General features: G+C 66.2%; 22 protein-coding genes. 4 read left to right on the top strand and 18 right to left on the bottom strand.

The annotated features are described in order from the left end of the window. Positions 1-51 precede the first annotated feature (51 nt). The 4 genes from FIF60_RS16285 to FIF60_RS16270 form a co-directional block, all read right to left on the bottom strand. On the bottom strand, positions 52-549 hold the full coding sequence (locus tag FIF60_RS16285; RefSeq protein ID WP_204251220.1) for a nuclear transport factor 2 family protein: 498 nt from the start codon (positions 547-549) through the stop codon (positions 52-54). Positions 550-683: 134 nt separating this feature from the next. Continuing rightward, entirely contained in the window at positions 684-2,162 is a 1,479-nt protein-coding gene (locus FIF60_RS16280; RefSeq protein WP_204251219.1) for an aldehyde dehydrogenase family protein, read from the bottom strand. A gap of 107 nt (positions 2,163-2,269) precedes the next feature. Beyond that, positions 2,270-2,455: a DUF1427 family protein gene (locus FIF60_RS22285; RefSeq protein ID WP_144187183.1), complete on the bottom strand. Its 186-nt coding sequence runs from the start codon at positions 2,453-2,455 to the stop codon at positions 2,270-2,272. A gap of 114 nt (positions 2,456-2,569) precedes the next feature. Next, positions 2,570-3,412 carry an alpha/beta fold hydrolase gene (locus FIF60_RS16270; RefSeq protein WP_144299353.1) on the bottom strand — a complete coding sequence of 281 codons (843 nt, stop codon included), beginning with the start codon at positions 3,410-3,412 and terminating at the stop codon, positions 2,570-2,572. A 436-nt stretch (positions 3,413-3,848) separates the two neighbouring features. Here FIF60_RS16270 and FIF60_RS16265 point away from each other — a divergent pair, with 436 nt between their 5' ends. Continuing rightward, on the top strand, positions 3,849-6,425 hold the full coding sequence (locus tag FIF60_RS16265) for an ATP-binding protein (protein ID WP_158639265.1): 2,577 nt from the start codon (positions 3,849-3,851) through the stop codon (positions 6,423-6,425). Positions 6,426-6,874: 449 nt separating this feature from the next. Here the strand turns inward: FIF60_RS16265 and FIF60_RS16260 are convergent, their stop codons facing one another. The 7 genes from FIF60_RS16260 to FIF60_RS16235 all read right to left on the bottom strand — a co-directional run bounded on the left by FIF60_RS16260 (position 6,875) and on the right by FIF60_RS16235 (position 17,544). Next, entirely contained in the window at positions 6,875-7,684 is an 810-nt protein-coding gene (locus FIF60_RS16260; RefSeq protein WP_158639264.1) for a formylglycine-generating enzyme family protein, read from the bottom strand. A gap of 504 nt (positions 7,685-8,188) precedes the next feature. After that, positions 8,189-9,952, bottom strand: a complete 1,764-nt coding sequence (gene arsA, locus FIF60_RS16255) for an arsenical pump-driving ATPase (RefSeq protein WP_239451671.1) — start codon at positions 9,950-9,952, stop codon at positions 8,189-8,191. Then, positions 9,945-10,298: a carboxymuconolactone decarboxylase family protein gene (locus tag FIF60_RS16250; protein ID WP_144187176.1), complete on the bottom strand. Its 354-nt coding sequence runs from the start codon at positions 10,296-10,298 to the stop codon at positions 9,945-9,947. The genes arsA and FIF60_RS16250 overlap by 8 nt, the downstream gene beginning before the upstream one ends. An 18-nt stretch (positions 10,299-10,316) precedes the next feature. After that, the gene (locus FIF60_RS16245; protein ID WP_144187174.1) at positions 10,317-11,501 is read right to left on the bottom strand and encodes a thiolase family protein; all 1,185 of its coding nucleotides are present in this window, start codon (positions 11,499-11,501) and stop codon (positions 10,317-10,319) included. Positions 11,502-12,187: 686 nt separating this feature from the next. Further along, entirely contained in the window at positions 12,188-14,296 is a 2,109-nt protein-coding gene (locus FIF60_RS16240; protein ID WP_144187172.1) for an ATP-binding protein, read from the bottom strand. Between the two features lie 260 nt (positions 14,297-14,556). Further along, positions 14,557-15,039, bottom strand: coding sequence for a hypothetical protein (locus FIF60_RS22415; RefSeq protein ID WP_408869875.1), 483 nt, complete (start codon positions 15,037-15,039; stop codon positions 14,557-14,559). Between the two features lie 432 nt (positions 15,040-15,471). Beyond that, complete coding sequence (locus FIF60_RS16235; RefSeq protein ID WP_144187170.1) at positions 15,472-17,544, bottom strand: hypothetical protein; 2,073 nt, start codon at positions 17,542-17,544, stop codon at positions 15,472-15,474. 92 nt (positions 17,545-17,636) lie between these two features. Between FIF60_RS16235 and FIF60_RS16230 the strand changes: the two genes are divergently transcribed. Further along, a complete protein-coding gene (locus tag FIF60_RS16230) occupies positions 17,637-17,888 on the top strand; it encodes a hypothetical protein (protein ID WP_144187168.1) in 252 nt (83 codons plus the stop codon). A gap of 213 nt (positions 17,889-18,101) precedes the next feature. Here the strand turns inward: FIF60_RS16230 and FIF60_RS16225 are convergent, their stop codons facing one another. Both FIF60_RS16225 and FIF60_RS16220 read right to left on the bottom strand, forming a co-directional pair. Then, a complete protein-coding gene (locus FIF60_RS16225) occupies positions 18,102-18,716 on the bottom strand; it encodes an ATP-binding protein (protein ID WP_144187166.1) in 615 nt (204 codons plus the stop codon). Between the two features lie 472 nt (positions 18,717-19,188). Then, a complete protein-coding gene (locus FIF60_RS16220) occupies positions 19,189-20,325 on the bottom strand; it encodes a type I restriction endonuclease (protein WP_158639263.1) in 1,137 nt (378 codons plus the stop codon). Here FIF60_RS16220 and FIF60_RS16215 point away from each other — a divergent pair. Then, the gene (locus FIF60_RS16215; protein WP_144187162.1) at positions 20,315-20,779 is read left to right on the top strand and encodes a hypothetical protein; all 465 of its coding nucleotides are present in this window, start codon (positions 20,315-20,317) and stop codon (positions 20,777-20,779) included. The genes FIF60_RS16220 and FIF60_RS16215 overlap by 11 nt on opposite strands. A 78-nt stretch (positions 20,780-20,857) precedes the next feature. Then, positions 20,858-21,493 (top strand): hypothetical protein, encoded by a 636-nt coding sequence (locus FIF60_RS16210; RefSeq protein WP_144187160.1) that lies wholly within the window; start codon positions 20,858-20,860, stop codon positions 21,491-21,493. On the opposite strand, the gene FIF60_RS16205 is transcribed toward FIF60_RS16210, so the two are convergent. From FIF60_RS16205 to FIF60_RS21700, 5 genes are all read right to left on the bottom strand, one after another. Next, entirely contained in the window at positions 21,441-21,764 is a 324-nt protein-coding gene (locus tag FIF60_RS16205; protein WP_144187158.1) for a DUF3489 domain-containing protein, read from the bottom strand. The two genes, FIF60_RS16210 and FIF60_RS16205, sit on opposite strands and share 53 nt — an antisense overlap. Before the next feature lies 1 nt (position 21,765). After that, positions 21,766-22,233, bottom strand: coding sequence for a hypothetical protein (locus tag FIF60_RS16200; protein WP_144187156.1), 468 nt, complete (start codon positions 22,231-22,233; stop codon positions 21,766-21,768). 94 nt (positions 22,234-22,327) lie between these two features. Further along, complete coding sequence (locus tag FIF60_RS16195) at positions 22,328-22,570, bottom strand: hypothetical protein (protein WP_239451670.1); 243 nt, start codon at positions 22,568-22,570, stop codon at positions 22,328-22,330. A gap of 163 nt (positions 22,571-22,733) precedes the next feature. Beyond that, positions 22,734-22,991 (bottom strand): hypothetical protein, encoded by a 258-nt coding sequence (locus tag FIF60_RS16190; RefSeq protein ID WP_144187154.1) that lies wholly within the window; start codon positions 22,989-22,991, stop codon positions 22,734-22,736. A 202-nt stretch (positions 22,992-23,193) separates the two neighbouring features. Continuing rightward, positions 23,194-23,409, bottom strand: coding sequence for a hypothetical protein (locus FIF60_RS21700; protein WP_158639262.1), 216 nt, complete (start codon positions 23,407-23,409; stop codon positions 23,194-23,196). Positions 23,410-23,973 lie beyond the last annotated feature (564 nt).

Below are 23,973 nucleotides of genomic sequence, written 5' to 3'. Positions count from 1 at the left end.
TTCTTGGGTAACTGCACGAGAACCATCTGCGAGTCGGATGCTCGCCCAGCCTCAGATCCTGACTTCCGATCCGTCCGGGTTCGCCTTGATGTGGTACTGCCCGCTTTCGCGGAAGCTGCGGACGGTGGCGAAGGTGTCTTCCATGAATTGGACATAGTGCAGCTTGCCGTCTCTGCCGCGTGCCAGGACCGAGAAGGGCGATGTCACGGTCTTGCCCAGTGTGTTGGACGTATAGGTGAATGTGCCGAAGATCGCTGCGCCGTCCTCGTTCTCGAAGCTGTCCTGGATCTCGAACTCATCGACCCGCCAGTAGCGGCTCACATCGACAAAAGCCTGGACCAGACCTTCGGTGCCTCTGGTCGTCCCCGCCCACGGCAGAACGTGCTTCACTTCCGGACTTTCGTAGTTCAGCGAGACATAGGTGAAGTCATCGGTCGTGTACTGCTCGACGAAATCCAGATCCGTCGGGTTCGACAAAATCGCCTGCATGATCGCCAGAGGCGATGTTTCAGACGCCGGATTGCGACGCGTGTTCACAGTGCCAGGCATGATATGCTCCTTCGCTGATCATGGATGAGAACCAACCCGGCATTGTCGCCGGGATCTGACCCTCCCCTTTGTTGCGAAGCGCTGATTCGTCGCTTGCACAGACCGGGAGCGCGGGGACAGGGGGTGGAGAAGCGTCAGAGCCGAGCAATGCCCGGCCGGAGTGCTATGTGCTTGTGCTCCTCGAAATCTTCCAAGGCGGCCAAGCCATTCAGCCGCCCGAGGCCGGACTGTTTGAAGCCGCCTTCCTCGGTGCTGTCGTAGACTTTCGCCCAGTCGTTGATCCAAATCGAACCGGCATCGAGGGCCTGAGCAATGCGCAAGGACCGCTCGACATCGCGCGTCCAGACGCTCGCCGCGAGACCATATTGACTGCCGTTCGCTAGAGCGATGGCCTCGGCCTCGTCGGTAAAGCGCTGGATCGTCAGTACTGGCCCGAAGGTCTCCTCCTGAATGATGGCTAAGCTGTTGTCGAACACCTCCAGAAGCGCGGGACGGAAGAACGCGCCGCTCGCCAAAGGGCCGACCTTCACAGGCCCGCCGCGCTCCACGACCGTCGCACCGGAGGCTATCGCCTGCTCCACCACGCGATCGACGCGGTCGACATTGGCCCGGTCGATCAACGGCCCCATGTCGCTCGAAGGATCGGCGGCCGGACCAACCCTCACCTTGCGCAGCCGATCGGCAACGCCATCGCGCACCGCGCCGTAGATGCTGTCCTGCACGAGCAATCGAGAGCCGGTCATGCAGAACTGGCCGCCGAACACCGTCAGCGCTTTCTCAAGCACGGGCAATGCGGCATCGATGTCCGCATCCTCGAAGAGGATCATCGGCGTCTTGCCGCCAAGTTCCATCCCGAAACGCTTCATGTGCTTGGCGCCGGCGCTGGCGATGGCGCGGCCCGTGCGGGTCGATCCCGTGAAGCTGACGACCGGAACATCGGGCGATTCCACGAGATAGGCCGAACCCTCCGGGCCGCTCTCGAAGAAAAGGTTGATGACGCCAGCGGGAAGATCCTCGGCCTGCGCCATCACCTCGGCCATTACGCTGGCAGTCTGCGCCACCTGGCCGGGCAGCTTGATGACTGTGGTGCAGCCTGCAGCGAGCGCAGGGGCGAGGGAGCGGATTGTCAGCACCACCGGCGAGTTCCAGGGCGCGATCACGGCGGCAACTCCCATCGGCTGACGCAGGATCATGGAGATGCTGCCCGGCTTGGGCGTTACCGCCCTGCCGCGTTCAAGCAGAGCGGTGGCGGCGGAATAACGCAGCTTGCTGGGGACCATGTCGAGTTCGAACGCCGCCTCTCCCTTTACCTTGCCGTTCTCAAGCGAGAGGATCTCGAGCAGCTTGTCGTAGTTTCGTTCGAATGTGCGAGCCAATTGTTCAAGCACGCGGGCGCGCAACTCGTGATCCTGAGGCCAGATCGTCTCGCGGAAGGCTTTCAGTGCTGCTGCAACGGCTAGCTTCGCGGCGTTCAAGCCGTCGTCCGGGTAATGGCCGATGACGCCGTAGCTCGCGGGGTCGATCGACTCCTTCAACGTGCCCTCGGAACGCTGAACGCCGTTGATCCAGTTGAACGCCTTGTGCGTCCTCATGCTGCCGAGCGTCTCTGCCATCATCATGTTCCTTGCTTGCAGGCCGCCGTCAGAGGATCGGCGGGAGGTCATGGCACTGATCACGATTTCTGCCGTCGCCATGCTCGCGCGATTGTCCTGACGGCGGCCTAGACGGCAAGCACGTCCACCACGTCGTCGAAGGTGCAGCCGGCGGCCTCCAACACTGCCGCGAGACGGTTGAAGGCGAGCCCTACCTGCTTGACGAAGGCAGGCTTGGGCGAGCGGACACCGAGCACGCTGGAGACCATGCCGACGAGCAGACCGACATCGGCCGAGGCGATGTAGATGGTCATCCGCGCACTCCCTGTCGTTGCAGGCGTAGCGAGGTGGCAGGACGATGACCGCGGGAGGGAAGCCGCGGCGCCGCGGCAACGTCGCGGCGCCGCTGGACCCTTCACCCCATCCGCTCAGGCCGCGCCGCGCACGAAAGCCAGCAGGTCGCGGTTCAGCACATCGGCGTTCACCGTCAGCATCCCGTGCGAGAAGCCCGGATAGGTCTTCAGCGTGCCGTTCTTCAACAGCCGGACCGCGATCCTGGCCGAGCTTTCGATCGGCACTATCTGATCGTCCTCGCCGTGCATCACCAGGGTCGGCACGGTGATCGCCTTCAGGTCGTCGGTCTGGTCAGTCTCCGAGAACGCCTTGATGCCCTCGTAGTGGGCCTTCGCGCTGCCGATCATCCCCTGCCGCCACCAGTTCTGGATGACGCCTTCATGCGGCGTGGCGCCGGGCCGGTTGAAGCCGTAGAACGGCCCCGCCGGCACATCCCGGAAGAACTGCGCGCGGTTCGCCGCCAGCGCGTTGCGGAAGCCGTCAAACACCTCGATCGGCAGCCCGCCGGGATAGGCTTCGGTCTTCAGCATGATGGGCGGTATCGCGGCGACCAGCACCGCCTTGGCGACGCGACCGGCCGGCTGGCCGTGCTTCGCCACGTAGCGGGTCACTTCCCCGCCGCCGGTGGAATGTCCCACGTGCACCGCGTTGCGGAGGTTCAGGTGTTCGGCCACGACGAAGGCATCCGCCGCGTAGTGGTCCATGTCGTGGCCGTCCGAGACCTGGGCCGAGCGTCCATGGCCGCGCCGGTCGTGCGCGACCACGCGATAGCCGTGCTGCAGGAAGAACAGAAGCTGCGCGTCCCAGTCGTCGGAGGACAGCGGCCATCCATGATGGAACACGATGGGCTGGGCGTCGCGCGGGCCCCAGTCCTTGTAGAAGATCTCGACGCCGTCGCGGGTCGTCACGTAAGGCATGGTGGCTGGTCCTCCTGGGTTGGTATTGCTCTGTGCGCCGGCCGCACGCGGCATGCCGGCGAGCGCGATCATCGCGGCCGCTCCCAGTTCGATTGCCTGGCGACGTGTCCGATCGAGTGCCGCGTCCATACTCACAAGCCCCTCGCCTGTTCCGCTCTTCGCGGGCCGTCCTCACCATGTCTCGGGGCGGCGAGGCGCGTCGTTGTGGGGCGGCCAAATTCTTCCAAAGAGATCGAGCCGACCGCTGTCGCCTTCGCCACATCTCGGGGGGATTGCCTCCGAAACGGCTCGCAGGAGGTTGTTCGCGCCACTCCGCACTCCGGGCCGGCGGCGCAAAATCGCCATGTGCGTTCGGTGCCAGCCCGTGATAGCCGCTGCGTCTCTTCCGGAGTCGAGGCCGAAACTCCAAAGACTTTCGAAGGAAGGAGAGATGCGAATGCCCGGACCGGCAAAGGTCTATCTGTTCGGACCCGTCCGCCTCATGCCTGATCGGCGTGCACTTTCTACTGGCGGGAACGAGCTGCCGATCAAGAGCCGCGCCTTCGACCTCCTGCTTGCGCTGATCGAGCGACGCGAGCGGATCGTCGGCAAGACCGAGCTGATGGATCTCGTCTGGCCAGGGCGCGTCGTCGAGGAGGGCAACCTGACCGTCCACATCGCGGCCCTGCGCAAGCTGCTCGGGAGTGGTGTCATCACGACGGTCCCGGGGCGCGGGTACCGCTTCGTCGCTCCTGTCGAGGAAGTCGAGGCCGACACCGGCGAGCAGCCTGTGTCTGGTTCATCGCTCTCGCCGGTCGAGGCCGGGCACGCCGAGGGGGAGGTCCCGCCAGCCGCGTTGCCGCGCATGATAACTAGGCTTCTCGGCCGAGCCGAGGATCTCGATCGGGTCGAGGCCCGGCTCGACGCCTCGCGCCTTGTGACCATCGTGGGAGCCGGCGGGATCGGCAAGACCCGGCTGGCGATCGCCACGGCCGACCGCGTCAGTCACCGCTTCCCCGGGGGCGTGTGGTTGGCGGATGCGGGATCGCTCGAGGATCCCGAGTTGATCCCGACCGCGATCGCCGCAGCTGTCGGCATCGAGGTCCGCCACGGCGATGTCCTCGGTGGGGTCATCCTCTTCCTCGGACCGCGACGAGGCCTGCTGCTGCTGGACGGGGTCGAGCACATGCTCGGCACCGTCGCGCGCGCGGCCGAGGCAATCCTGCGGGCCTGCCCGAAAATCGTGATCCTCGTGACCAGCCGCGAGCCGCTTCGCGCCGAGGGCGAGAACCTGCACCGCCTCCAGCCGCTCTCGATGCCGCCTCCGGGCCAGCCGATCCCGGCTGCGGAGCTGGACGCACATGCAGCCACCGAGCTGTTCGTCGAGCGCGCGCGTGCCCTCCTCGGGGATTTCGCGCCGACCGACGCCGAGGCGCGGGAGATCGCCGAGATCTGCTGGCGGCTCGACGGCATACCGCTCGCCATCGAGCTGGCGGTCCCCACGCTGCAGGCGCTGCCACTATCGGAGTTGAGGGCGCGCCTGGACCATCGGTTCGGCCCGCTGATGACCGGGCGGCGCACGGCTCTGCCGCGGCAGCGGACGCTCGGGACCACGATCGGCTGGAGCCTCGACCTGCTGGAGCCGGCGGAACGCGACCTTCTCCTGCGGCTGTCGGTGTTCAGCGGGGGCTGGACGGTGGCATCGGCGACCCAGGTCATCGGACGGGCCATGGGCGAGGACGAGACCTGCCGGCTGATCGCCGAACTCGTCGACAAGTCGCTGGTCCATGCAGATCTCACGGAAACGCAGCCGCGCTACCGGATGCTTGGCGCTACGCGGTACTACGCCGCTCGGAGGCTTCCGCAGAAGGTCCTGGATGAGACGCGCGCCGAGCACGCGCGCTGGCAGGCGCGCATCTACGAGCGAGCAGAAGCCGAATGGCCCTTCATGACTGATGACGACTGGGCCGAGCGCTACGCGCCGGAGATTGAGAATCTACGCGCCGCGCTGCACTGGGCGCTCGCGCCGGGCGGCGACGGACGGCTCGGCGTGGAGCTGGCGAGCTACACCGAGCATGTGTGGACGGAACTCTCCCTGGCGGCCGAGCAGCGCCACTGGTTCGACCAAGCGATCGCTGCCATGGAAGCGGCGACGCCGCCCGATGTTGCCGGGCGCCTGTGGCTTGGGCGCTGCGGCTGGCTTGCGGTCGGGGATGCGCAGGCCCTAGCGGCGTCGAGCAAGGCCGTCGAGCTGTTCCGCCAGGTGGGCAGCGCCCTCGATCTCGGCCGCGCGCTCTGGCGGCATGCGTTCCAGCATATCAGCTGCGGCAGGCTCGATGCCGCGGAGCCGCTGCTGCAGGAGGCGGGCGCGGTGCTTCGTGCCTCGCGCGAGAGCAAGGCGCTCTGCTCCTGGCTACGTGCCAGCGCGCTCGCCTGTTCCTGGCAAGGCCAACTCGAGGGAGCCGGGGAGCTGCTGGACGAGGCGCTGTCCCTGGCGCAGCGCCTGCGGAGCCGCCGCGACGTAGCCCTGACGCTCGGGGGGATGGCCGAACTCCACTTTGCGGGGGGCCGGCTCGACGAGGCGATCGGGACGGCGCAGCAGGCGCTGGCCTCGTTAGGTGCGACGCCGAACCGCTCCGTCTGGGTGCAGCACGTCGCCGGCGCCATCGCGTCGTATCTGCTCGTCAGAGGCGACATCGCGCGCGCGGCTACGATCGCGAATGAGCGCCTGAAAGCTGCCAGGATGATGGGCCTTCCGCACGAGGTGGTGGCCAATGTCGAGCGGCTCGGCCTAGTCGCCGCGCACAGCCGGAATTTGGAGGCCGCCGGGCGGCTGCTCGGGTTCAGCCAGTCCTACCACGCGGCACGGCAGAGGCCGCGCAGCTTTGGCTCGCGCGCCGTCTACGACCGGCTTCTGGCCAAGCTGCACAGAGGCTTGCCGGCGGACATGCTGGAGCAATTGCTCTCCGAGGGCGCCAGCCTCGGCGACGAGGCAATAAGCGAGGAGTGCTTGCGCATCGCAGCTTCCGCATGATCCGTGCGTGTTCAGAGAATTCGTTTCTCGGTTTCCACTGATGCTCCACCTGCTCTGTTCGTCTCGCATTGGCGATGGTTCGAATCCGGGTGCGCGCCCTCCGCCAGCCCCCATGCGGCGCGTGCTCTCGGTCGGAACTGAGGGGCCGATGCACTAACTTTCAAAGCGGACCACCAATGCGGGGCAGGTCGGCTTAGTGGGCCGAGCAGCGCGTCGCGGTGCCGCATGCGAGGCGAAGGAGAGAGCGGGGAAGAGGTACGCACCCAGCCAAGGAACAGCCAAGTCAGCGCAGAGCCTTCCCGGCCAGCATGGCACGGTCAAAGTACAACGGCCGCGAACCGATCCGATCGCCAGCCGCAATCAGGGAGGGCATAGGCCTTCCTTTCATCCGCTTCGCGAGCGCAGCCTCCCAAGCGGCAAGGAGGCAACGATCCAGGAGCGAATTCCTCCTAAGCGCCGGGCGCCCTGGCAAGGCGGAACCCGCCGTAGTTCATCCGAATGCTGGCAGGAACCCCGTCGCGGATGGCGGAGCGGAGGGTCTGTGGCCCACTGAGCCATGAACCGCCGCGCGCTATGCGCGAGCCGCAGCCAGTGGTGGTATTGGCCTGCGACGCATCCGCCGACGCGCCCACGTAGCTGTGTCGGTAGCAATCCTCGACCCACTCAACAACATTCCCGACCATGTCGTGCAGCCCGAAACGGTTCGCGAGAAACCGGCCCACCGGCGACGTATACGCAAAGCCGTCCGTGCACGGCGGAACCGTCCAACCCGATGCACCGGACAGTTGCGCAAGCGTCGTCTCGTCCGCCCCGTTCGCGTGCCGGCACTGCTCCGCCTCGCTCTCGCCCCACCACCAGCGCGTCTTCGTACCCGCGCGCGCCGCGTACTCCCACTCAGCCTCCGTCAACAGCCGATAGCGCTGCCCCGTCTGACCGCTCACCCAACGCGCGTAGGCCTGCGCATCCTCCCAGCTCACGCACACCACTGGATGATCTTCCGCCTGCACAAAACCAGGGTTGCGCCAGCTCATCCCCGGCAGATCCTCGGGCTCTCCCTCACTCCAGACCCAGCACGACCCACCGTCGCCGCGCCCGGTCGCCTGCGCGAAGGCACGATACTGCGCCACCGTTACAGGGTACCGCCCCACCGCCAACGGAGACCGCAGCGTGACGTCACGTTGCGGCCCCTCGTTACTCTCGCGCCCCGCCTCGGACGCCGGAGAGCCCATCAGGAAACGTCCCGCAGGGATCACCACCATCTCAGGACACTCGGGACAGTCACGGAAGCTCTCACCAACGGTAACTGGATAGCCGCTCGGTCGCATCGTCTCGCCGCCTGCCTCTGCGGCGACGTCAGGCCCGGCCGGGAGCTGAGGAGCGCAGCTCACGACCAGCCAGACACACACGAGCAACGGGGCAGGCGAAGCGCGCACGGACATCCCTCAAAATTCGATTTCGTTAGCGTTTCATCTTTCATCCGGACCGGTCGAGCGGAAGTGCGGAGACGACGGCCTTGGAGTTCCATTCAGTGGTGAGGCACTGTCGCTAGGCGCCCGCTGCCGGGCCATGCCCTCCATCGCAATAGCGGGTGGGACGATCCAGCCCATGCGGGAATGTTCAGGAAGCCGGGGCTATACGAGGAGGTGGGGCAAGGCAAAGAAACGGGCGCCTCCGGCGGCGCCCGTGCCGGTGAACTGCGGCCTGGGTCTTCGCATCGGTTCGAATGCTGGCGCCCTTCCTCCGCCGGAGGATCCTCAGGTCGGTCAGGCCGCCAGCGTCCGCAGCGCCGCGAGGCCAACGGGCGCATCAGCCTGCCACGGCAGCTGGAACAGGCGCCTTGCGAGACCGGCCCGCAGCCGGTCGATCTGGTGCGCCTCCGCTGCCATCCGCTGGCGCAACACGGGATCCGACGCACCGCTCCCGGACAGGGCGCGATTGACGATCCAAGCGTAAGGCTCGATGCCGGCGCGGCGCAGATCCTCCTGCAGCGCAGCCGCCTCTGACACCGGCGTCGTTTCCGGCAGGGTCACGATCAGGATCTGCGTGTGCGCGGGATCCTGCAGGCGCATCAACGGTGTGACGATGCGGCCCTGGCCGTTCGCCTGGTCGAGGCTCCGCGTCATCTGGCGGTGATAGGCGCCGGTCGCGTCCATGAGCAGCAGGGTGTGGCCGGTGGGTGCCGTGTCCAGCACCACGAACCTCTGGCGTGCCTCGGCAACGATTCGGGAGAAGGCGTGAAAGACCGCCACCTCCTCGGTGCAGGGCGAACGCAGGTCCTCCCGCAGCAGGGCGCGACCGGCCTCGTCGAGGCTGCGGCCACGAGTCTCCATGATCTTCGCGACGTAGCGTTCTGTCTCCGCCTTCGGGTCGATCCGGTCGACGCGCAGGCCCGGCATCTCGCCGCCGAGCGTCATCGCGAGATGCGCCGCCGGGTCCGTGGTGCTGAGGTGAACAGCGTGCCCGCGTGTAACGAGACCGAGTGCCACGGCGGCAGCAATCGTGGTCTTGCCGACGCCGCCCTTGCCCATGACCATCACGAGCCCATGCCCGCGCGCGGCGAGGCCATCGACCAGCGCATCGAGGCTGGGCACGGCGGGCATGGCCACCGTGCCGGGCGGCGCACTGAGCCCAGACGGTTCCGCGCCCCGGCGGAACAGCACGCGCAGCGCGGCAAGGCCCACCATGTCGAAGCCGCGCAGCGGCACCTTGTCGCGCGGCAGCCTGCGCAGGGCCTCGGGCATGCCGGCGAGCGCGGCACGGCCGCTGCCCTCGATCGCCGCCGCCACGGGGTCATCGGTCCTGCTCGCATGGAACACGCCGTTGATTACCAGCCGCTGGTTGGCAAGGCCGAGGGCGGCAAGCTCGCCGGCGCTGCGCGTGGCCTCAGCAAGCGCGGCTGGGTCAGGCCGGGTGACGAGGACGATGGCAGTCGTCGCAGCATCGCCGAGCGCGTCCATCGCCGCGCGGAACCGCTCCTCCTGCGTTTTCAGCCCCGAATGCGGGCCGAGGCAGGAGGTGCCGGCCTCGTTCGTCGCCAGAAAGCCGGTCCATGCGGCAGGCAGGCTCAACAGCCGAAGCGTATGGCCTGTCGGTGCGGTGTCGAACAGGACATGGTCGAACCCGGGCGCACCGCCTGCGAGCAGCGCGGCGAACTCGTCGAAGGCTGCCACCTCGGTCGTGCAGGCGCCGGAGAGCTGCTCGCGAACGGTCGCGCGGGCCGCCTCGGCTGCTCCCTCCATCTGCGCCAGCACGCGCCCGCGATAGGCCTCGGCTGCCGCCTCGGGGTCGATGTTGAGCGCCGAGAGGCCGGCGACGCCGGGCACCTCGCGCGGCGTGTCGGTGAGCGGCGCCCCGAGCATCTCATCAAGGTTGGACGCAGGGTCCGTGCTGACGAGCAGCACGCGCCTGCCGCCCTCCGCAAGGGCAATGGCGGAGGCACAGGCAATCGAGGTCTTCCCCACCCCACCCTTGCCGGTGAAGAAGAGATGCCGCGGCGGCGCGGTGAGGAAGGACGGCAGGTCAGCCACCGGCAACGTCCGCCATCTGTTCGTAGGCACGCAACGCATCAGCGCCATACACGGCGGCCGGCCCGCCGCCCATGTAGAGGGCGAGCGCGACGGTTTCCGCGACCTCCTGCCGGGTCGCACCGTGCTTGTGCGCCGCCCGCGTGTGGTAAGCGACGCAGCCGTCGCAGTGCACTGCGATGCCGATCGCGAGCGCCATCAGTTCCTTGGTCTTTGGGTCCAGCGCGCCAGCGGCGGTCGCTGCCATCCCGAGCGCGCCGAAGCCCTTCATCGCCTCGGGCGCGGCGCGGCCGATCAGCGCAGCACCCTGCGCCACCGTCTCGGCGCGCTCCTTGAAGTCGGTCGTCATCCGCGTTCCTCCCGCCAGTCAGAGCCGTTCGAGGCAGAGCGCGATGCCCTGGCCGCCGCCGATGCAAAGCGTGACAAGGCCGCGCGTCTGCCCCGCCCGCGCCATGCCGTGCAGCAGGCGTGTGGCCAGCACGGCACCGCTTGCGCCGATCGGGTGGCCATGGGCGATGGCGCCGCCCTCGGGGTTCACGGCCTCCTCGCGCAGGCCCGTCTCGCGCATCACGGCGATGGCAATGGCGGCGAAGGCCTCGTTGATCTCGGCGCGCTCGATGTCGGCGGCGTTCCAGCCAGCCCGCGCCAGCGCGCGCTGAACAGCCGGGACAGGACCAAGGCCGAACATGCCCGGCTCCACCGCGCCAACGCCAGCCGAGACGAGCCACGCGACTGGTTTGAGGCCCAGTCGTTCCGCGGCGCCGCGCTCGGCCACGACCATGGCGGCGGCGCCGCTGTTCAGGCCAGGCGCGTTGCCGGCGGTGATCGTGCCATCGTTGCGGAAGGCCGGGCGGAGCTTCGCCAGCGTCTCGGCCGTCGTTTCGGGGCGGTTGTGCTCGTCCTTCGAAAAGGCGGTCGGCCCCTTGCGGCTCTGGATCTGCACCGGGGCGATCTCGGGCTCGAACAGCCCGGCAGCCTGTGCCGCCGAGAAGCGGGTCTGCGAGCGCAGCGCCCAGGCATCCTGGTCAGCCCGAGAGATCTGCAGCTTCGTGACCAGGTCCTCGGTGTGCCAGCCGGAATGCTCACCGGAGAAGGCGTCGTTCAGCCCGTCCAGCAGCATGCTATCGAGCACCTGGCCGTCGCCCATGCGCATGCCCCAGCGACCATTGGGCAGCAGGTAGGGCGCGCGGTCCATGTTCTCCATGCCGCCGGCGATCATCACCTCGGCCTCGCCGAGGCGAATCTCCTGTGCAGCCGAGGCAATCGCCTGAGCGCCCGAGCCGCACACGCGGTTGACGGTCAGCGCCGGCGCGGACACGGGGAGGCCGGCGCCGATCGCGGCCTGGCGGGCGGGGTTCATGCGGTTGCCGGCCTGGATGACGTTGCCCATCACCACGCCATCGACCTTTGCCGGATCGAGGCCCGCGCGCACGACCGCGGCCCGGATGGCAACGGCACCAAGTTCCGTTGCCGTCGTATCTTTCAAGGTGCCCGAAAAGGTGCCGATGGCCGTGCGCATTGGAGCGCACAGAACAACGTGCCGGCGAGCCATGGTTGTCCTCCAGCCAATGACATTATTTTTTAGTTTCGTTCCACCTCACAGCCACGGGCATTGTCGTAGATCAAACAGTGGGACCCACGCAGCGCGCTCACTGCCCGCAGGACGTTGACCCAAAGGACAGATTCGAACGTCGCCGATGGTTCCCGACTGAAGCGGGAATGCTGGTCATATTCGCATCCTGCTCGGTCAGAGAAAGGCAGCCTGCAGGCCTCACTCGTACATATCCGAGACTTTCCGCCCCCGGTTCCTTTCCCTACGCCACCGCATCCCCCAGCAAACTCTCTCGTTGCTATCGGGCTGCGCCCTGAGGCGCAGGCTTTCGCGGACTTTGCGCCGCGACTGGCCGATGTGGGGTCGCAACGAGGCCGGAAAATCGCTCTCTCCTGCCCCTTTCTCTCCGAACCTGGCTACTTGCACGATTCACCCGCCAGCCGGAAACCCGCAGAAAACTTACACTCTGCGTGGCGAAAAGGGGGACGAGTTTGCATAGAAAGATGGGTAGGCAAGAGCAACCAGGCCCGACGGCGGTCCTAATCCCGCTTATCGCTCGTCGATAGCCACTTCGCCGGTCTTGTCGACCAAAGAAGCCATGTTGAATAGGGAGATGCGCCAGCAGCATCGGCTAGTGCGAGGCGCGGCGGCAATGCATTGCAAGTACTCAACGGAGAATCCCCGCCTTATGCCCGCTCGGCCGGCTGGCCGCTCGCCGGCGCGCCTGCCAGCGCAGAGGCAATTGCCGCGAGGAGGTCACCCCGGGAGAATGGCTTGCCAATAAAGCCTGCGACTGGGACGTCACCTCGTCCGCTGGGCGGGGCGTATCCCGACACGAGAAGGACAGGCACCGATGGATGCATCCGCGCGACCAGCCTGGCCACATCGTACCCGTCATTGTCCCCCGGCATCACAACGTCAGAGAGAACAAGGTCGAACCGCTCTCCGGTCTGAAGAAGGGCAATCGCGTCGTCGCCGCTTTCGGCCGTTAGCACCTCGTAGCCGGCATTCCCGAGGATCGCCGCTTCGAGTGCGCGGACTGCGTCGTTGTCGTCGATCGCGAGGATCCGGGCGCCGGAAGGCCTCGCAGCACCATTGGAAGGCAAGCCGACAGCTGTGGCCACGATTTCGGTCGGTCGCGCCGTGGGTTCGGCTGCTGGCTGGATGGGCGCTTGAGCCGATGTTCCCGCGGGTGTAGCCGCGCTCTGATCTCGCGTCACCTCGGGCAGGTAGAGGCTGATGCGGGTGCCGGCGCCGAGCGTGCTATCAATCTCCACATGACCGAAGGACTGGCGGACAAAGCCGAACACCTGCGCCAGGCCCAAGCCAGTGCCTTTCCCCGGCCCTTTTGTGGTGAAGTATGGATCGAAAACGCGGTCGATGATCTCCGGCGGTATGCCCTCCCCGGTATCGCTGACCGAGATCCGGACGAAGTTGCCTGGTGCCGCATCGGGGTTGCCAAGGAGCTGCGTCTTGCCCAACAAGGCATACGAAATTGCGATCTCGATCGTGCCGCCCTGCGCCATGGCATCGCTGGCGTTCAATACGACATTAAGGAGTGCTGAGCGTAGCTGTGTCGGATCGGCGACACAGGCAATTCCGGGCGCGCTACTTGCGAACGCGACGTCGATTGTCCGGCCCACGGCGTTCCGAATCATCGGGAGCATGTCCTGGACAAGCGCTCCCACATCGAGTGGCACCGCGGCGAGTTCCCGGCCGCGCGAATAGGCAAGCAGACTCGCCGTGAGGCTCGCACCGGTCTCAGCGGCCTTGCGCGCGGCGCCGATGTGGTCGTCGTGGCCCCGCCCGCTCGAGCCCGGGGACTCGAGCAAGTCGAGACTCATGATTATCGTCGTCAGAAGGTTATTGAAGTCGTGCGCTACGCCGCCCGTGGTCCGCATCAGCGCCTCCAGCCGCCCTGCCGATTCGGCATGCAACCGCGCCAGCGCCTGCTGCCGCTGCCGTCCCTCCCCGATCGCAAGTGTTGAGGCAACGATGAGCGCCCCAATGCCCGCCAGAGCAGCCGCGAGAAAGGGCGCAGCCACTCCGAGGGCCTGCGCCCTAACTCCTGCGTCTGGCACCGAAAAGCTCACGCGTAGCGGATAGTTGTGAACGTCACGGTGCGCGACAAAGCGAGCAGGCGCAGCTTCCGACATCGTCCTATGGCGCACGAGGACCAAGCCGTCACTTCGCCATAGTACAGCGTCGTGCTGCTCCACAGGAGCGAGGGAGGCAAACACTCCAGCGAGGTAATCGGGGCTCATCGCGACGTGCAGCGTTCCGAGAAACGCCCGGTCCGCCGACGGTCTGCGGCGCGCAAGCGCGATCGACGCAAGGCCTGTGGCAACACCCACGAACGGCTCACCGATAAAAGTCCCTGAGTGGCCATCCCGCAGCGCTCGCCAAAAAGCGTGTCTCGTCAGCGTAGAGCCTTGTGGGAAGGCGTGACTGCCTGCGATAACGCGGCCCTCGCGATCCGCGATCCAAATAGAAACGACCTGCTCAAACTGCCCCGATAGTCTGGCAAGCAGTGAATGAATATCCGGGACTGCTATCTCCTCGTCGCTGAGCCCGGCAATCCTGTCGCTGACGCGATCTAAAATCAGATCATGAGTCTCGAATTGCTTTGCGATGTACTCGTGCATCAGTGCAGCCGTACGCTCTGTACGCTCGTCCGCCAACCGCGCGCTTGCTCTCTGGAACTCCACGAGAGCCACAATAAAGAGCAGTGCCGGCACCACGATCACCGCAACGTAGAGAAAAGCAGACCACCGCGTGAAATGGGGAGCAAGCATGATACACCGCACTCCTGCCCGCACTGCGGGAGTAACCTCTGGCTCGATTCATACCAAAGGTAGCAGCAAAATTTGTATCAAGTTTGCGAGGATCAGTACGTCCGCACGCCACCGCAACCCACAGCAAACTCCGTCGCTCGCGAGTGGTCGCACTCTGAGGCGCAGGTGTTCCGCGGCTCGCGTGTCGCGACTGGCCGATGCGGATCGGGAACGAGGGACCTAAATATTGCGTGGCGAAATCGGGGCAGAGTTCGCATAGGTTAGTCGGGGGGCACGCACAAAAGGCAAACGACATCCGTGGAGCAAAGGGAACATCCAGACCGTGCGGCCTGATGCTGATTGGGCTCCGCCTCGAAGGGCCAAGCCACGCCGAGCGATAGATCAGGGTGGCGCTTTTCTCCGGACTCAGGCGTGCCGTGCTCATCGCGGAGAGAATCGATATGCTTAAGCAGTAATGCAGCGGCGCTGCGTGCAGGGTCCGCAGATTTACAAGCCTTCGCGAAGAGACGCCTCCGCAGCGCCGCCGCCGGCCTCGGTACTACATCGTAGGCGTTGCGTGACCATGACACAGGCCTGTGGTCCGTGCAGTGAGCCTCGGCGAACTGTAGGAAATGGAACTGTAGCTTGGTGACGTCGCCGTGTGGGAGAGCATCCAGCACCCCAGCCCACAAGCGCTCGTCGTCTCGCTGGATGGCTGCCACGGCACACAAGACACGGACGGCTTTGTCGTTGCCTTCTCGCATCAGGGACAGAATCTGTTCCCTCAATGTGCCGTGGGCAGCTATCGCACCTACTACCGCGGCCAAGACGGGATCGCTCTCTCCTCGCCACAGCCACGCATCTCGGATGTCAGCGGGCCCCGTGACCGCACGCAGGAGCGCGGCGGCAGCAGGCAGATCCCGCCAGTGCATGGCCAATGCCCTTAGCCAGCCGTCGTCGCCAGTGGCTAGCTCAGGCAGCACCTCCGCGAGGGCAACCAGAGTGGCAGCCGCAGCCGCCTGCGGGTTGTGCCCCAGGGCCTCGACCGTTTGGCGAAGCATCCAGGGAGAGACGTGGCCACTGAGATCCGACAGCAGCGGCGGTACCTCGAGGGGAGCATCAAAAAAGGCCAGGAGTGACAGCCATTGATCAACAACATGGAAGCGATGCGCACGGTTGCCCCAATTCTCGTCTTGTCAGGTCTTTGCGGCCTCCGCGCACAGGGCTGCCAGCGTCGTACCTGGCAAGACATGTCCTTGCATGGTCAGCGAAGCAAAGCCCCTCAACCGAGCGTAGGAGTTTCCACCCCGCCCTTGGGGGATTGACTGCAATGCCATCACATCACTTGCGCCGCCCCCACAAGGGAGCCCGGCAACAACGGCCGCGAGGGCGACTGCCGTGGCGACCGCCCTCTCGCCACCGCGCTCCAATTCAATGTCGGCAATGCGCTTTAGGATCGCTACTGCGTATGGGTGTGGTGACTCGATGACTGCCTGAGGCTCACGCTCCCGTTCGGCTGCAGCGGCAAAGTCAATCCAGCTTGATGGATAGCGCCCCACCTGCCGCTCGCGGGCACAAGTCCGCAGCACCTCGCCGGCTTCGACGCAGAAATTGGGGTCGTCGAGGAGAACCATCGCGGCTGAGGCCGCAGCCTCGCCCCCGATTGCAGCCAACGCCAAGCGGTAGTCTCCAAGCGGGGGACCGCCTGAGTGTAAAGGCTGGCCGGAAACGCGCGACTGCGCGCGCGCGCGGCGCCACCAGTCCAGATCGTGTTGGAGCAATCGGACAATCACGTCTACGCCTTCCGCAAGCCGAAGCGAGCCGATCAGTCCGGCAAGCCGTGCGCCGTCGAGTTCGCGCCAATCATCACTGGCTGTGAGAGAAGCGGCCCACTGCTCGGCGACGGCAAGCACGATAGCGCCGTCGTCAGCGTTGGCCTCGGAGATGGAGCCTGCGTCGGGTCCGTCGCTGCTCTCGGGGGAAAAGATCCTGCTCAGAGGCCGCACCAGCCGTTCTGCATGCTCCCATGACGACGGCGCACGGCTGGCCAAGAATCGCGCCGCAGCAGCCGCTGGCAAAGCACTAATGGCATCCTCGATCGCGTGGATTCGGGCGCGCCAGGCTTCGTTACGCACGCCGCAAGCAGACCAAGCCGCCAGTAAACGGTCGAACAGTGCGGCGACCTGTTCGTCGGTAAGGAGGCTCGCCGCCACACGTCGCTCCTCTGCAGACCTCAGCTTGCCAGCAGCAAGCTGTTCGAGGAGTGCGTCGCGCTCGGCTCTTGTTGCAGGACCGATAGCGAGTGGCGCTGCCCATCGTCCTACGGACAGACCCCGAGCGAGGCGCCGCCTGACCACCTCACCTACGCCGCACGGATCGAGGCGCGCTGCGGCCTGAACAATACTAAAGGCACCATCTTCGGCTGGATCAAATGTGGTGGCCTCCATCTCATCCAGCACGGACCGCATCGCAATCTGCCCCCGCGTAACAAGGTCCAGTAGCTCGGCAACTCGATTAAGGGGCCGCGATTCGCGTTTGCTCAGGCGAACCTTCGCCTGCACCAGCTTCGCTCCGAGTTCCTCCGGTAATTCAGAGGGCGCGAACCAAGTCTGTGGCGCGCACGCGTCCCAGTCGGCGTCGGTGAACGAAATAGCAAGCGTCGTGAGCAGCCGCCGCGATCGACGCCACGCGAGGCTCAGCGCTACCTCAGAGCGCAACTCGGCGCCAACGGCACCCTGGACTATTTCGACCGCCGCTTGCTGAGCGGTCGAGGAGCCGTCCATGACAAGGCTGACGACCAGATCCTGCAAGGCATCGCGTGGCAAGGCACGCGCGCGGGCTAGGAGGTTCCCGCCGAAGTTGCCCGGAAAGAGCGCGAATTGTGGAGTAGCCCGGAGCGCGCTCAGGCGGATCGGCTGGTCCGGACTGCCCACAAAGCGCCAAACCTCTTCACAAAACTCCTCCCGGCCTGTGGCCAGCATAAAGCCGAACCCGCGATCGACTTGGTCGGCGCGATGCCAACGGTGCGCGAGTTTCAAGACTGCTTCCTTCGCACCCTCCCAGACGACCGGATCCGACCGGCGGAGGATCGCCGCGCCCAGCATCGAGTCGATGCGGAGAGTCCCCTCGATCAACTTAGACACAGCGGCGGCTCCGTGGCCGCCATCGCGCGACAGACGCTCAGCAGCGAACTGGAGCGCACCTTCGTAAGTCGGTGTATCGACAATCTCTCCGAGGGCGGACGACAGCGGCAGGACCGCACCTGCCATGATTTGCCGCTCCACGGCGAACGACGCATACCAATCCCTTAACTCTTGGTGGGGAAAGCTGTAGCTCCCGCCGGTCTGTGCGGAAGCGCGAGGTGTTGCGCGGTGAGAAGGTTCAAAACGTCTTCAGGCTCGGGCGTGGTTCCAATCTGGCCCTCGGCTACCAGAACTCGCGCTGCGCCAAACACCGCACGGCGGGCATCCTCCTGTTGCAGCACGGTGCTTCCCGCCTCTACCGCGGCGAGCGCCAAGGCCTGGAGATAGCCTTCACGAAAAGCACCAACACTTGGCCGAGCAGGCAATTCGCCTGCCGGATGCTCGTGGCTGCTGATCAGGTGCTGCAATAGCTCTCCCCGCAGAGCGGCAGCATTTGCCGGCGCCGAGAGAAACGCGGCGAGGTACAGGGGCGTGCGTGTTATCTCGTCGAGTGCGGCATCCCTTTGAAGCGCTTCCCTGCGTGGATCATTCCGCGGGACAGCAAGCTCGATAATGTCGTCGCGCAGTGGTTCAGTCAGACGCTCGACGCGCAGCACAACGTCGGCCGCCGCTGGCCCCGTTGCCTATCTACTGGCCACAATGAGCCGCACGCCGGGGAACTCGCGCCTCAGCTTCCCGAGGACAATCCGCAATCCCTCGCTAGAAGCAGGTGAGACCTCGTTCCAACCGTCCAAGAGGATGATCAACCGCCCGTCCCGGGCCAGCGACCGCAGGTGGTGAACGGTCGCGCCCCGCTCGACGAAAGCCGCTTTGCTGGCGCAATGTGCGAGTAGGTCGTCGCGCGGCGATGACACCGACCACTCTGGGGCACTCGCAACCACGGCAGCAGTTTCAGGGTATTGGTCGAACAGAATTGCGCCAAGCTGCAAGAGCGTGGTGGTCTTGCCGCTGCCGGGGCTACCCTCGAGCACTGAGAGTCCTGACAAGTCATTAGCTGCTGCCTCGAGAGAGACGAGGGGTCCGCGGCCCTCTCTGTCCTCAACCTTGCGCAGCGGTAGCGCAACTTGTGGGCCACGGAACGCGAGGGATGCATTACGAAATTCGCTGAAGTCCGCTTGGGCCGCCTCGCGTACCGGCACGATCGCTTCCGCGACTGTCGGCGTTGGATCGTTCAAGCTTGCAGGCTTCTCAACGCGCCGGAGAGTCTCCTGGCCAACGACACTCAGGTCGCCGCGCATGCGCTCAGCAACCACGTCGATGAGACGCTGTGCCAGAGCCTCGGCTTCGGCAGGATCAAGGCCGCGAGCCGAGGCCGTCGTTAAATCCTGCGCAAGCCGCGGCCTGTCGGCGCCAGGACCAGCTCGTGCGATCTCGTTTGCCTGATGTCGAAGAGCTGCCCTGACAGCGGACTTACGGAGGAGCGCTTCGTGGGCAGGGAATGCCGCCAAACGTGGTCCGGACTGCGTGTGCGACAGCACCACGCACGTGCCACTGTCGCAACAACCATCGCCATGGCTTTGCCACGACACCCAGCAGGACGGACTTGCTAAGTGCCTCAAAGCCGCTCAGGACCATTTTCGCGCACAAAGTAGGGCTCGATGCCGTCTCACCTGCGCGCAGCGATGCCCCAGCGAGCCGGCAAGCAGTCCCCGGGCAAATGAGCGGCCCGCGCGCTTTGACCACATTGCCCTGCCGGGCAAAGAACGCTGCTCACGAATCACGATCGCGCAGCTCGTCGAGCGTCCGGCCATCGGGCAGGCAGGCCATGGTGTAGATGCGGATCGAGGGCCAGCCGGTGAAGCGCTGGCCCCATTCATTGAAGGTCACGCGCTGCCCTTGGAACTCCACGTGCCGACCGTCGAGCACGCGGGCCGCTGAGTTGTCCCGGCCCCGGATCGTCAGGGTTTCCCCAACCTTGAGGCGGCCGAGCTCGATGAGATCCTTGGTCGACTGAAGCTTGCGGCGCTCCTGCGTGTCCGCCTTGGAGGCGTCCGCGCTATCGATCCCTCCTGCGAGCGGCACCGGTGTGCTGTTCTTCGTCGTGGCGGGTCCTGGTGCGACTGGCAGCGTGCCCGACGCCGTGTTGCCGATGGCCTTGAACAGGTTCGGATAGCTGACCGCGATGCTGGCGCGCCGCAGCGACTTGCGGATGTCGGCCAGCGCGAGTTGCGGCACGCGCTTGCGGATCAGCGCAGCGAACGCGTCATCCTGCAGCGTCTGCTCCAAAGCCCATTGCACCTCACGGTCGACGTGCCAGGCCTGCCAAAGTTCATCGATCGCGCGAGCGCGCATGTTCTCTCTGCTGAGCAGGCTGAGGACGCGGGCCGCCTCGTCCAGCGAACCCGGGTCATCGATGCGCACTGTGGTGAAGAGCTTTCGATCAGCTTCGACCTGCGCGTGAACCTTGTAGAAGCGCCACTCCGCGCCGTTGGTGAGCACGCACCAGTCCACGCCGGCGACACTGGCGTAGTTGATGGTTTGGACGATCCACTTCCGGTCATCCAGATCGTGCCCGAGCGGCTTCGCCTCGACGAAGAGCACCGGTGATCGGTTCAGGAAAAGGGCATAGTCGACTGGGTTGTCGGCCGCGTTGTGACGGTACTCGTTGCGGACCTCATCGATGTCGAGAATGTCCCCGCCGAGAGCCTCAATCGCAGGGGTGATCAGGATCCGCTTCGTATCCTGCTCGGAGGGCCTGGCGCCTTTCGCGCGGAGCCCGGCAACCCGGTCCCCGATCTGGCGGAGTGCTGCAGCGAGCGGCCCAGAAGCTGCTGCGGCTGGCGAAGCGGGAGGGGACGAGCGGACCGAGAAGGGCAGCCTTCGCCACGATGCCAACGTGCTGGCCATCACCGGCATCGAGGCGGACTACGACGGCGAGGCAATACCCGTCGCGCAGGCGGTCGAGAATCTCCAACGCTGCAGGCTGCTGGGGATCGTCTACCCCTCGCCGAGCCATGCACCCGAGAAGCCCCGCTGGCGGGTGCTGTGCCCGACATCGCGGGAGCTCCCGCCAGCTCAGCGGAGCCGCCTCGTCAGTCGGCTCAACGGCCTGTTCGGGGGCATCTTCGCTGCCGAGAGCTGGACGCTGTCGCAGGCCTACTACTTCGGGTCCGTCGCGGAGAATCCGAGCCACCAGGTCGTGCTGGTCGACGGCACGCCCATCGATCTGCGCGACGACCTCGACGCAGCGGTGATCGGCAAGCCGTTGACCAAGCAGGCTGGTGACGCAATCACCGGAACCGGCCCGCTCGACGAGGCAGCACTGCTCGCAGCGGTGGCGCGCGGCGAGAGCTACCATTAGGCAACGGTACGACTGGCTGAGCTCTATGCGTCCCGTGGCGTACCGAAGCACGAGGCCGAGAAGCGCCTTCTCGATGCGATGGAGAACGTGTTTCCGCCGGACCGTGACGCACGATGGCAGGAGCGCTGTGCCGACATCCCCCGCTGCGTCGAAGACATCTGCACGAAGGAGGAGAAGGCCCCCGCCGAGGCTGGCGATGGCCTTGTGACCGAGGATAGCGTGGCGCTGGCCTTCGCGCGGCAGCACGCCAGTGAGCTCCGCTTCTGCCACCACACAGGCAAGTGGTTCCGATGGACCGGGGCGATCTGGCAGAAGGATGAGACCCTGCTCGGCCTCTGCCTGGCACGTGACCTCGCCCGCGCCAGCGGCGCCGCGCACGACGACAGGGTCCAACGTACCACGGGCCGCTCCACGTTCGCTTCCTGCGTCGAGCGCTTGGCGCAGGCTGACCGCATGTTGGCGGTGACCAGCGGGGCCTGGGACCGCGATCCCTGGCTGCTCGCGACGCCCGGCGGCACCGTCGATCTGCGCAATGGCGTGCTGCGCGAGGCATCACCAGACGATCTCATCACGCGATCGACAGCGATCACCCCCGCCGCCATCGCCGACTGCCCGAACGGGCTAGCCTTCCTTCATCAGGCAACGAACGGCGACGCAGACCTCATTCGGTTTCTGCTCCCTGCTTGTTCGGCCCGATCTGCTTCACCCACTTGAGCACTTCCACGCCGATCCCCCGCTTCTTCAGCCCCGCCAGGTAGCCCCGCACCGTGTGCGGCGCCCATCCCGTGGCCTCGATGATCGGCGCGACGCTCGCGCCGTCCTCACGCCGTAGCAGCGCCAGCACCGCCTCGTTCTTGGTCCCGATACGAGGCCCCCGGGAAGCCTTGGGTGCAGGGGCCAGCGCGGCCTTCAGTGCCACCATCGCAGGGGTGACGTCGCTGCCGCCCTCCCAGGCCGCCACCACCGCTTCGGCAGCTTGCCGCATACTACCCCCACCTCGCCCCACAGAAGGCCGCTGAGGGGCCTCCGGCTCTGACTGCCGCGTTACGGCTTCCAGCGGTTCCACCGCATCCAAGGGGCGCGCTGTGACTCAACGCGAGCGCCGTCGGCGCCGCTGGAGCAGGCTCGGCGTTCTCAGGGCCCTCGATGAGCGCCGCGTCCACCCCCAAGCGTTCGTGACGGGGCCGCTCGTCCACCACGTCCTCAACGCCGATCGCCTCGAGCCCGGCCGCAGTGACCGCGAAGCCGCGCCAGCCATCCTGGGTCTCGATGGTCAGCACGCTGGGATCGCGCCCTTCGAGTTCTGCCAGCGCCAGCAGTCCGCGCTTGGCCAGCGCCTCGCACACGCGCTGCAGCGATGCGCCTGGCAGGCGCTTGTGCTTCGCAACAAGCCGGTCGTCGCGTGCAGCCGCAGCGCTCAGAACAAGCAGGTGGGTGTCGGAAAGGGTCGTCATCGTCAGGGCTCCTCGTCACGGAGCCCGACCACCGGGCTCCTACGAGCCCAAGCCCCGCTCCCGGGGCGGCACGCGAGGCGTGAGGGCGCCTGGCTCAGCCGGGCGCCAACTCTCCCCGCCGGTGGTAGGCGTCAGTCACCTCCCGCAGCCGCCGGGTCCAGCCGGCCACGTTTGCGGCATGGCCCCGCAGCACCGCGTCCGGGTCCGCGCCGAAATCGTCCGCGCTCATCGCCTCGAGGTCCGTGACCAGCGCATCGAACTCGGCCTTCGCTCCCAGGAACGCTTCGAGGCTCCGCTGCTGGTTCGCCACCGCACTCTCCATCGGTTCAGTCCGCATCGATCTCTCCATCCCCTGCGCCCCCAACACGTCGCTCCGTGCGGCGACGAAGTGAAGCGGGATTGCGAGCAAGGCTATGGCTATGTTGGCTGCGTCGGGATCGCTTCGTGATCCGATCGTGCACGCCTGCTCCCCGGACTCGGAAGCGAGCCGGAGGGTGGCGTCAGCGATGCCTTCGTGGACGCAGCTCGCAATCGTGCCTGGCCGGGCAGGCCGGGCAGTGCTCCATGACTGCCTCTTCTGCCTTGCTCCACCAGGAACTGGCGCACAGCAACTGCCCGACGATCGTCACGGATGTCTCCGGCTGGGTCCCCGAACTGGGCAACCCGAGGGCCGCCCGCGTCAGGTTGCAGTCGTTCCAGGCCTCACGCGCAGTGGCACGCGCCAGGAACGCATCTGGATCTCGAATGAGGTCCAGCATGTGCTTCCCTCCTCGACCGATACACACGTGAGCGTGCCGTCAAAGAAGTTAGCAGAAGGCTAATGTCGTATTCACGCTAGCGTTAGCGTGAGAGACGTGTCGGGGACCAAAGCGGGCTTGGGCGGGATCGCCCAACGGTCACGCGAAGAAAGAGAAGTTGAACCCGACACGCGCCTGCACGTGGCGGGTTGAAGGCACGGCATCAGACGATCGGCGCGATCCCGCCGAGACGGACCCGGCCGCCATCAGCCACCGAACGCGGCAGGGGATTGATGATGCCCCCAAGGCGAACCTTGCCGGCGTCAGTCGTCAGCCCCGGAACGCGGATACGCTTGCTCGTCATCTGCATTAACCCCTGATTCCCAGCGACGACCGGCCGATCCAGCCGCCTGCGGACATAGGTATGCCAGGTAAACATTAACGGATCGTTCCAGCGACATGCAGCGAACGCATGTGCATCGCTCTGGAATCGAGCTCCCTTCGCGCCGCGCAGCCACTGTCTCTGCAGCCGCAGTCCACAGCGACAGCCGCCGCCGCCGGCGGGGACAGTCAAGGCAAATACCGTGTCGGACGCGCTCGTTGCTGCGGGCGTCACGCCAAAGCCCTACGCCGAGCCACCACCCCCGCCGGAGGCGCCCGTGCTGCTTTCGGTGGTCGTGGAGCGACTGAAGACTGCCGGCGTCTTGGAGGCGGCCATCGCGGTCGCGTTCGATCCCGCCAACCGCTCCGCCCTCGCAGACCTCATCGTAGTGCAGCAAGGCATCACGCCCGATGATCCGGTTGCGCGCGCTCATCAGCGCCGCAGGTGCGGATCTGGAGGTGGTGCTGAGGCCACAGTAATCGTTCCTGCATCGCATGCTGCAGCAGCCCGCCCGGGCATCCTGCAGCAGACTGTCTGGCGCCTCGATCGATGCAGGACTCAGAATGCGACCGATGATCCTACTCAGCCAGGCGGGCGCCATCGCGCGCCTTGTAGTCATCG

Source organism: Elioraea rosea, from assembly GCF_007644105.1.
In the GTDB taxonomy this organism is placed as follows: Bacteria; Pseudomonadota; Alphaproteobacteria; order Acetobacterales; family Acetobacteraceae; genus Elioraea_A; species Elioraea_A rosea.
Note: the sequence above shows the minus strand (reverse complement) of the source record. Positions and strands in the feature narration are given on the sequence as shown.

Excerpts from the sequence above, each read along its gene's own strand:
- FIF60_RS16285 (WP_204251220.1), bottom strand. The coding sequence starts at position 549 with ATGCCTGGCACTGTGAACACGCGTCGCAATCCGGCGTCTGAAACATCG.
- FIF60_RS16280 (WP_204251219.1), bottom strand. The coding sequence starts at position 2,162 with ATGGCAGAGACGCTCGGCAGCATGAGGACGCACAAGGCGTTCAACTGG.
- FIF60_RS22285 (WP_144187183.1), bottom strand. The coding sequence starts at position 2,455 with ATGACCATCTACATCGCCTCGGCCGATGTCGGTCTGCTCGTCGGCATG.
- FIF60_RS16270 (WP_144299353.1), bottom strand. The coding sequence starts at position 3,412 with ATGCCTTACGTGACGACCCGCGACGGCGTCGAGATCTTCTACAAGGAC.
- FIF60_RS16265 (WP_158639265.1), top strand. The coding sequence starts at position 3,849 with ATGCCCGGACCGGCAAAGGTCTATCTGTTCGGACCCGTCCGCCTCATG.
- FIF60_RS16260 (WP_158639264.1), bottom strand. The coding sequence starts at position 7,684 with ATGGTGGTGATCCCTGCGGGACGTTTCCTGATGGGCTCTCCGGCGTCC.
- FIF60_RS16250 (WP_144187176.1), bottom strand. The coding sequence starts at position 10,298 with ATGACGACCGACTTCAAGGAGCGCGCCGAGACGGTGGCGCAGGGTGCT.
- FIF60_RS16245 (WP_144187174.1), bottom strand. The coding sequence starts at position 11,501 with ATGGCTCGCCGGCACGTTGTTCTGTGCGCTCCAATGCGCACGGCCATC.
- FIF60_RS16240 (WP_144187172.1), bottom strand. The coding sequence starts at position 14,296 with ATGCTTGCTCCCCATTTCACGCGGTGGTCTGCTTTTCTCTACGTTGCG.
- FIF60_RS22415 (WP_408869875.1), bottom strand. The coding sequence starts at position 15,039 with ATGCGAGAAGGCAACGACAAAGCCGTCCGTGTCTTGTGTGCCGTGGCA.
- FIF60_RS16235 (WP_144187170.1), bottom strand. The coding sequence starts at position 17,544 with ATGGCAGGTGCGGTCCTGCCGCTGTCGTCCGCCCTCGGAGAGATTGTC.
- FIF60_RS16225 (WP_144187166.1), bottom strand. The coding sequence starts at position 18,716 with ATGCGCGGCGACCTGAGTGTCGTTGGCCAGGAGACTCTCCGGCGCGTT.
- FIF60_RS16220 (WP_158639263.1), bottom strand. The coding sequence starts at position 20,325 with ATGGCCAGCACGTTGGCATCGTGGCGAAGGCTGCCCTTCTCGGTCCGC.
- FIF60_RS16210 (WP_144187160.1), top strand. The coding sequence starts at position 20,858 with ATGGAGAACGTGTTTCCGCCGGACCGTGACGCACGATGGCAGGAGCGC.
- FIF60_RS16205 (WP_144187158.1), bottom strand. The coding sequence starts at position 21,764 with ATGCGGCAAGCTGCCGAAGCGGTGGTGGCGGCCTGGGAGGGCGGCAGC.
- FIF60_RS16200 (WP_144187156.1), bottom strand. The coding sequence starts at position 22,233 with ATGACGACCCTTTCCGACACCCACCTGCTTGTTCTGAGCGCTGCGGCT.
- FIF60_RS16195 (WP_239451670.1), bottom strand. The coding sequence starts at position 22,570 with ATGCGGACTGAACCGATGGAGAGTGCGGTGGCGAACCAGCAGCGGAGC.
- FIF60_RS16190 (WP_144187154.1), bottom strand. The coding sequence starts at position 22,991 with ATGCTGGACCTCATTCGAGATCCAGATGCGTTCCTGGCGCGTGCCACT.
- FIF60_RS21700 (WP_158639262.1), bottom strand. The coding sequence starts at position 23,409 with ATGTTTACCTGGCATACCTATGTCCGCAGGCGGCTGGATCGGCCGGTC.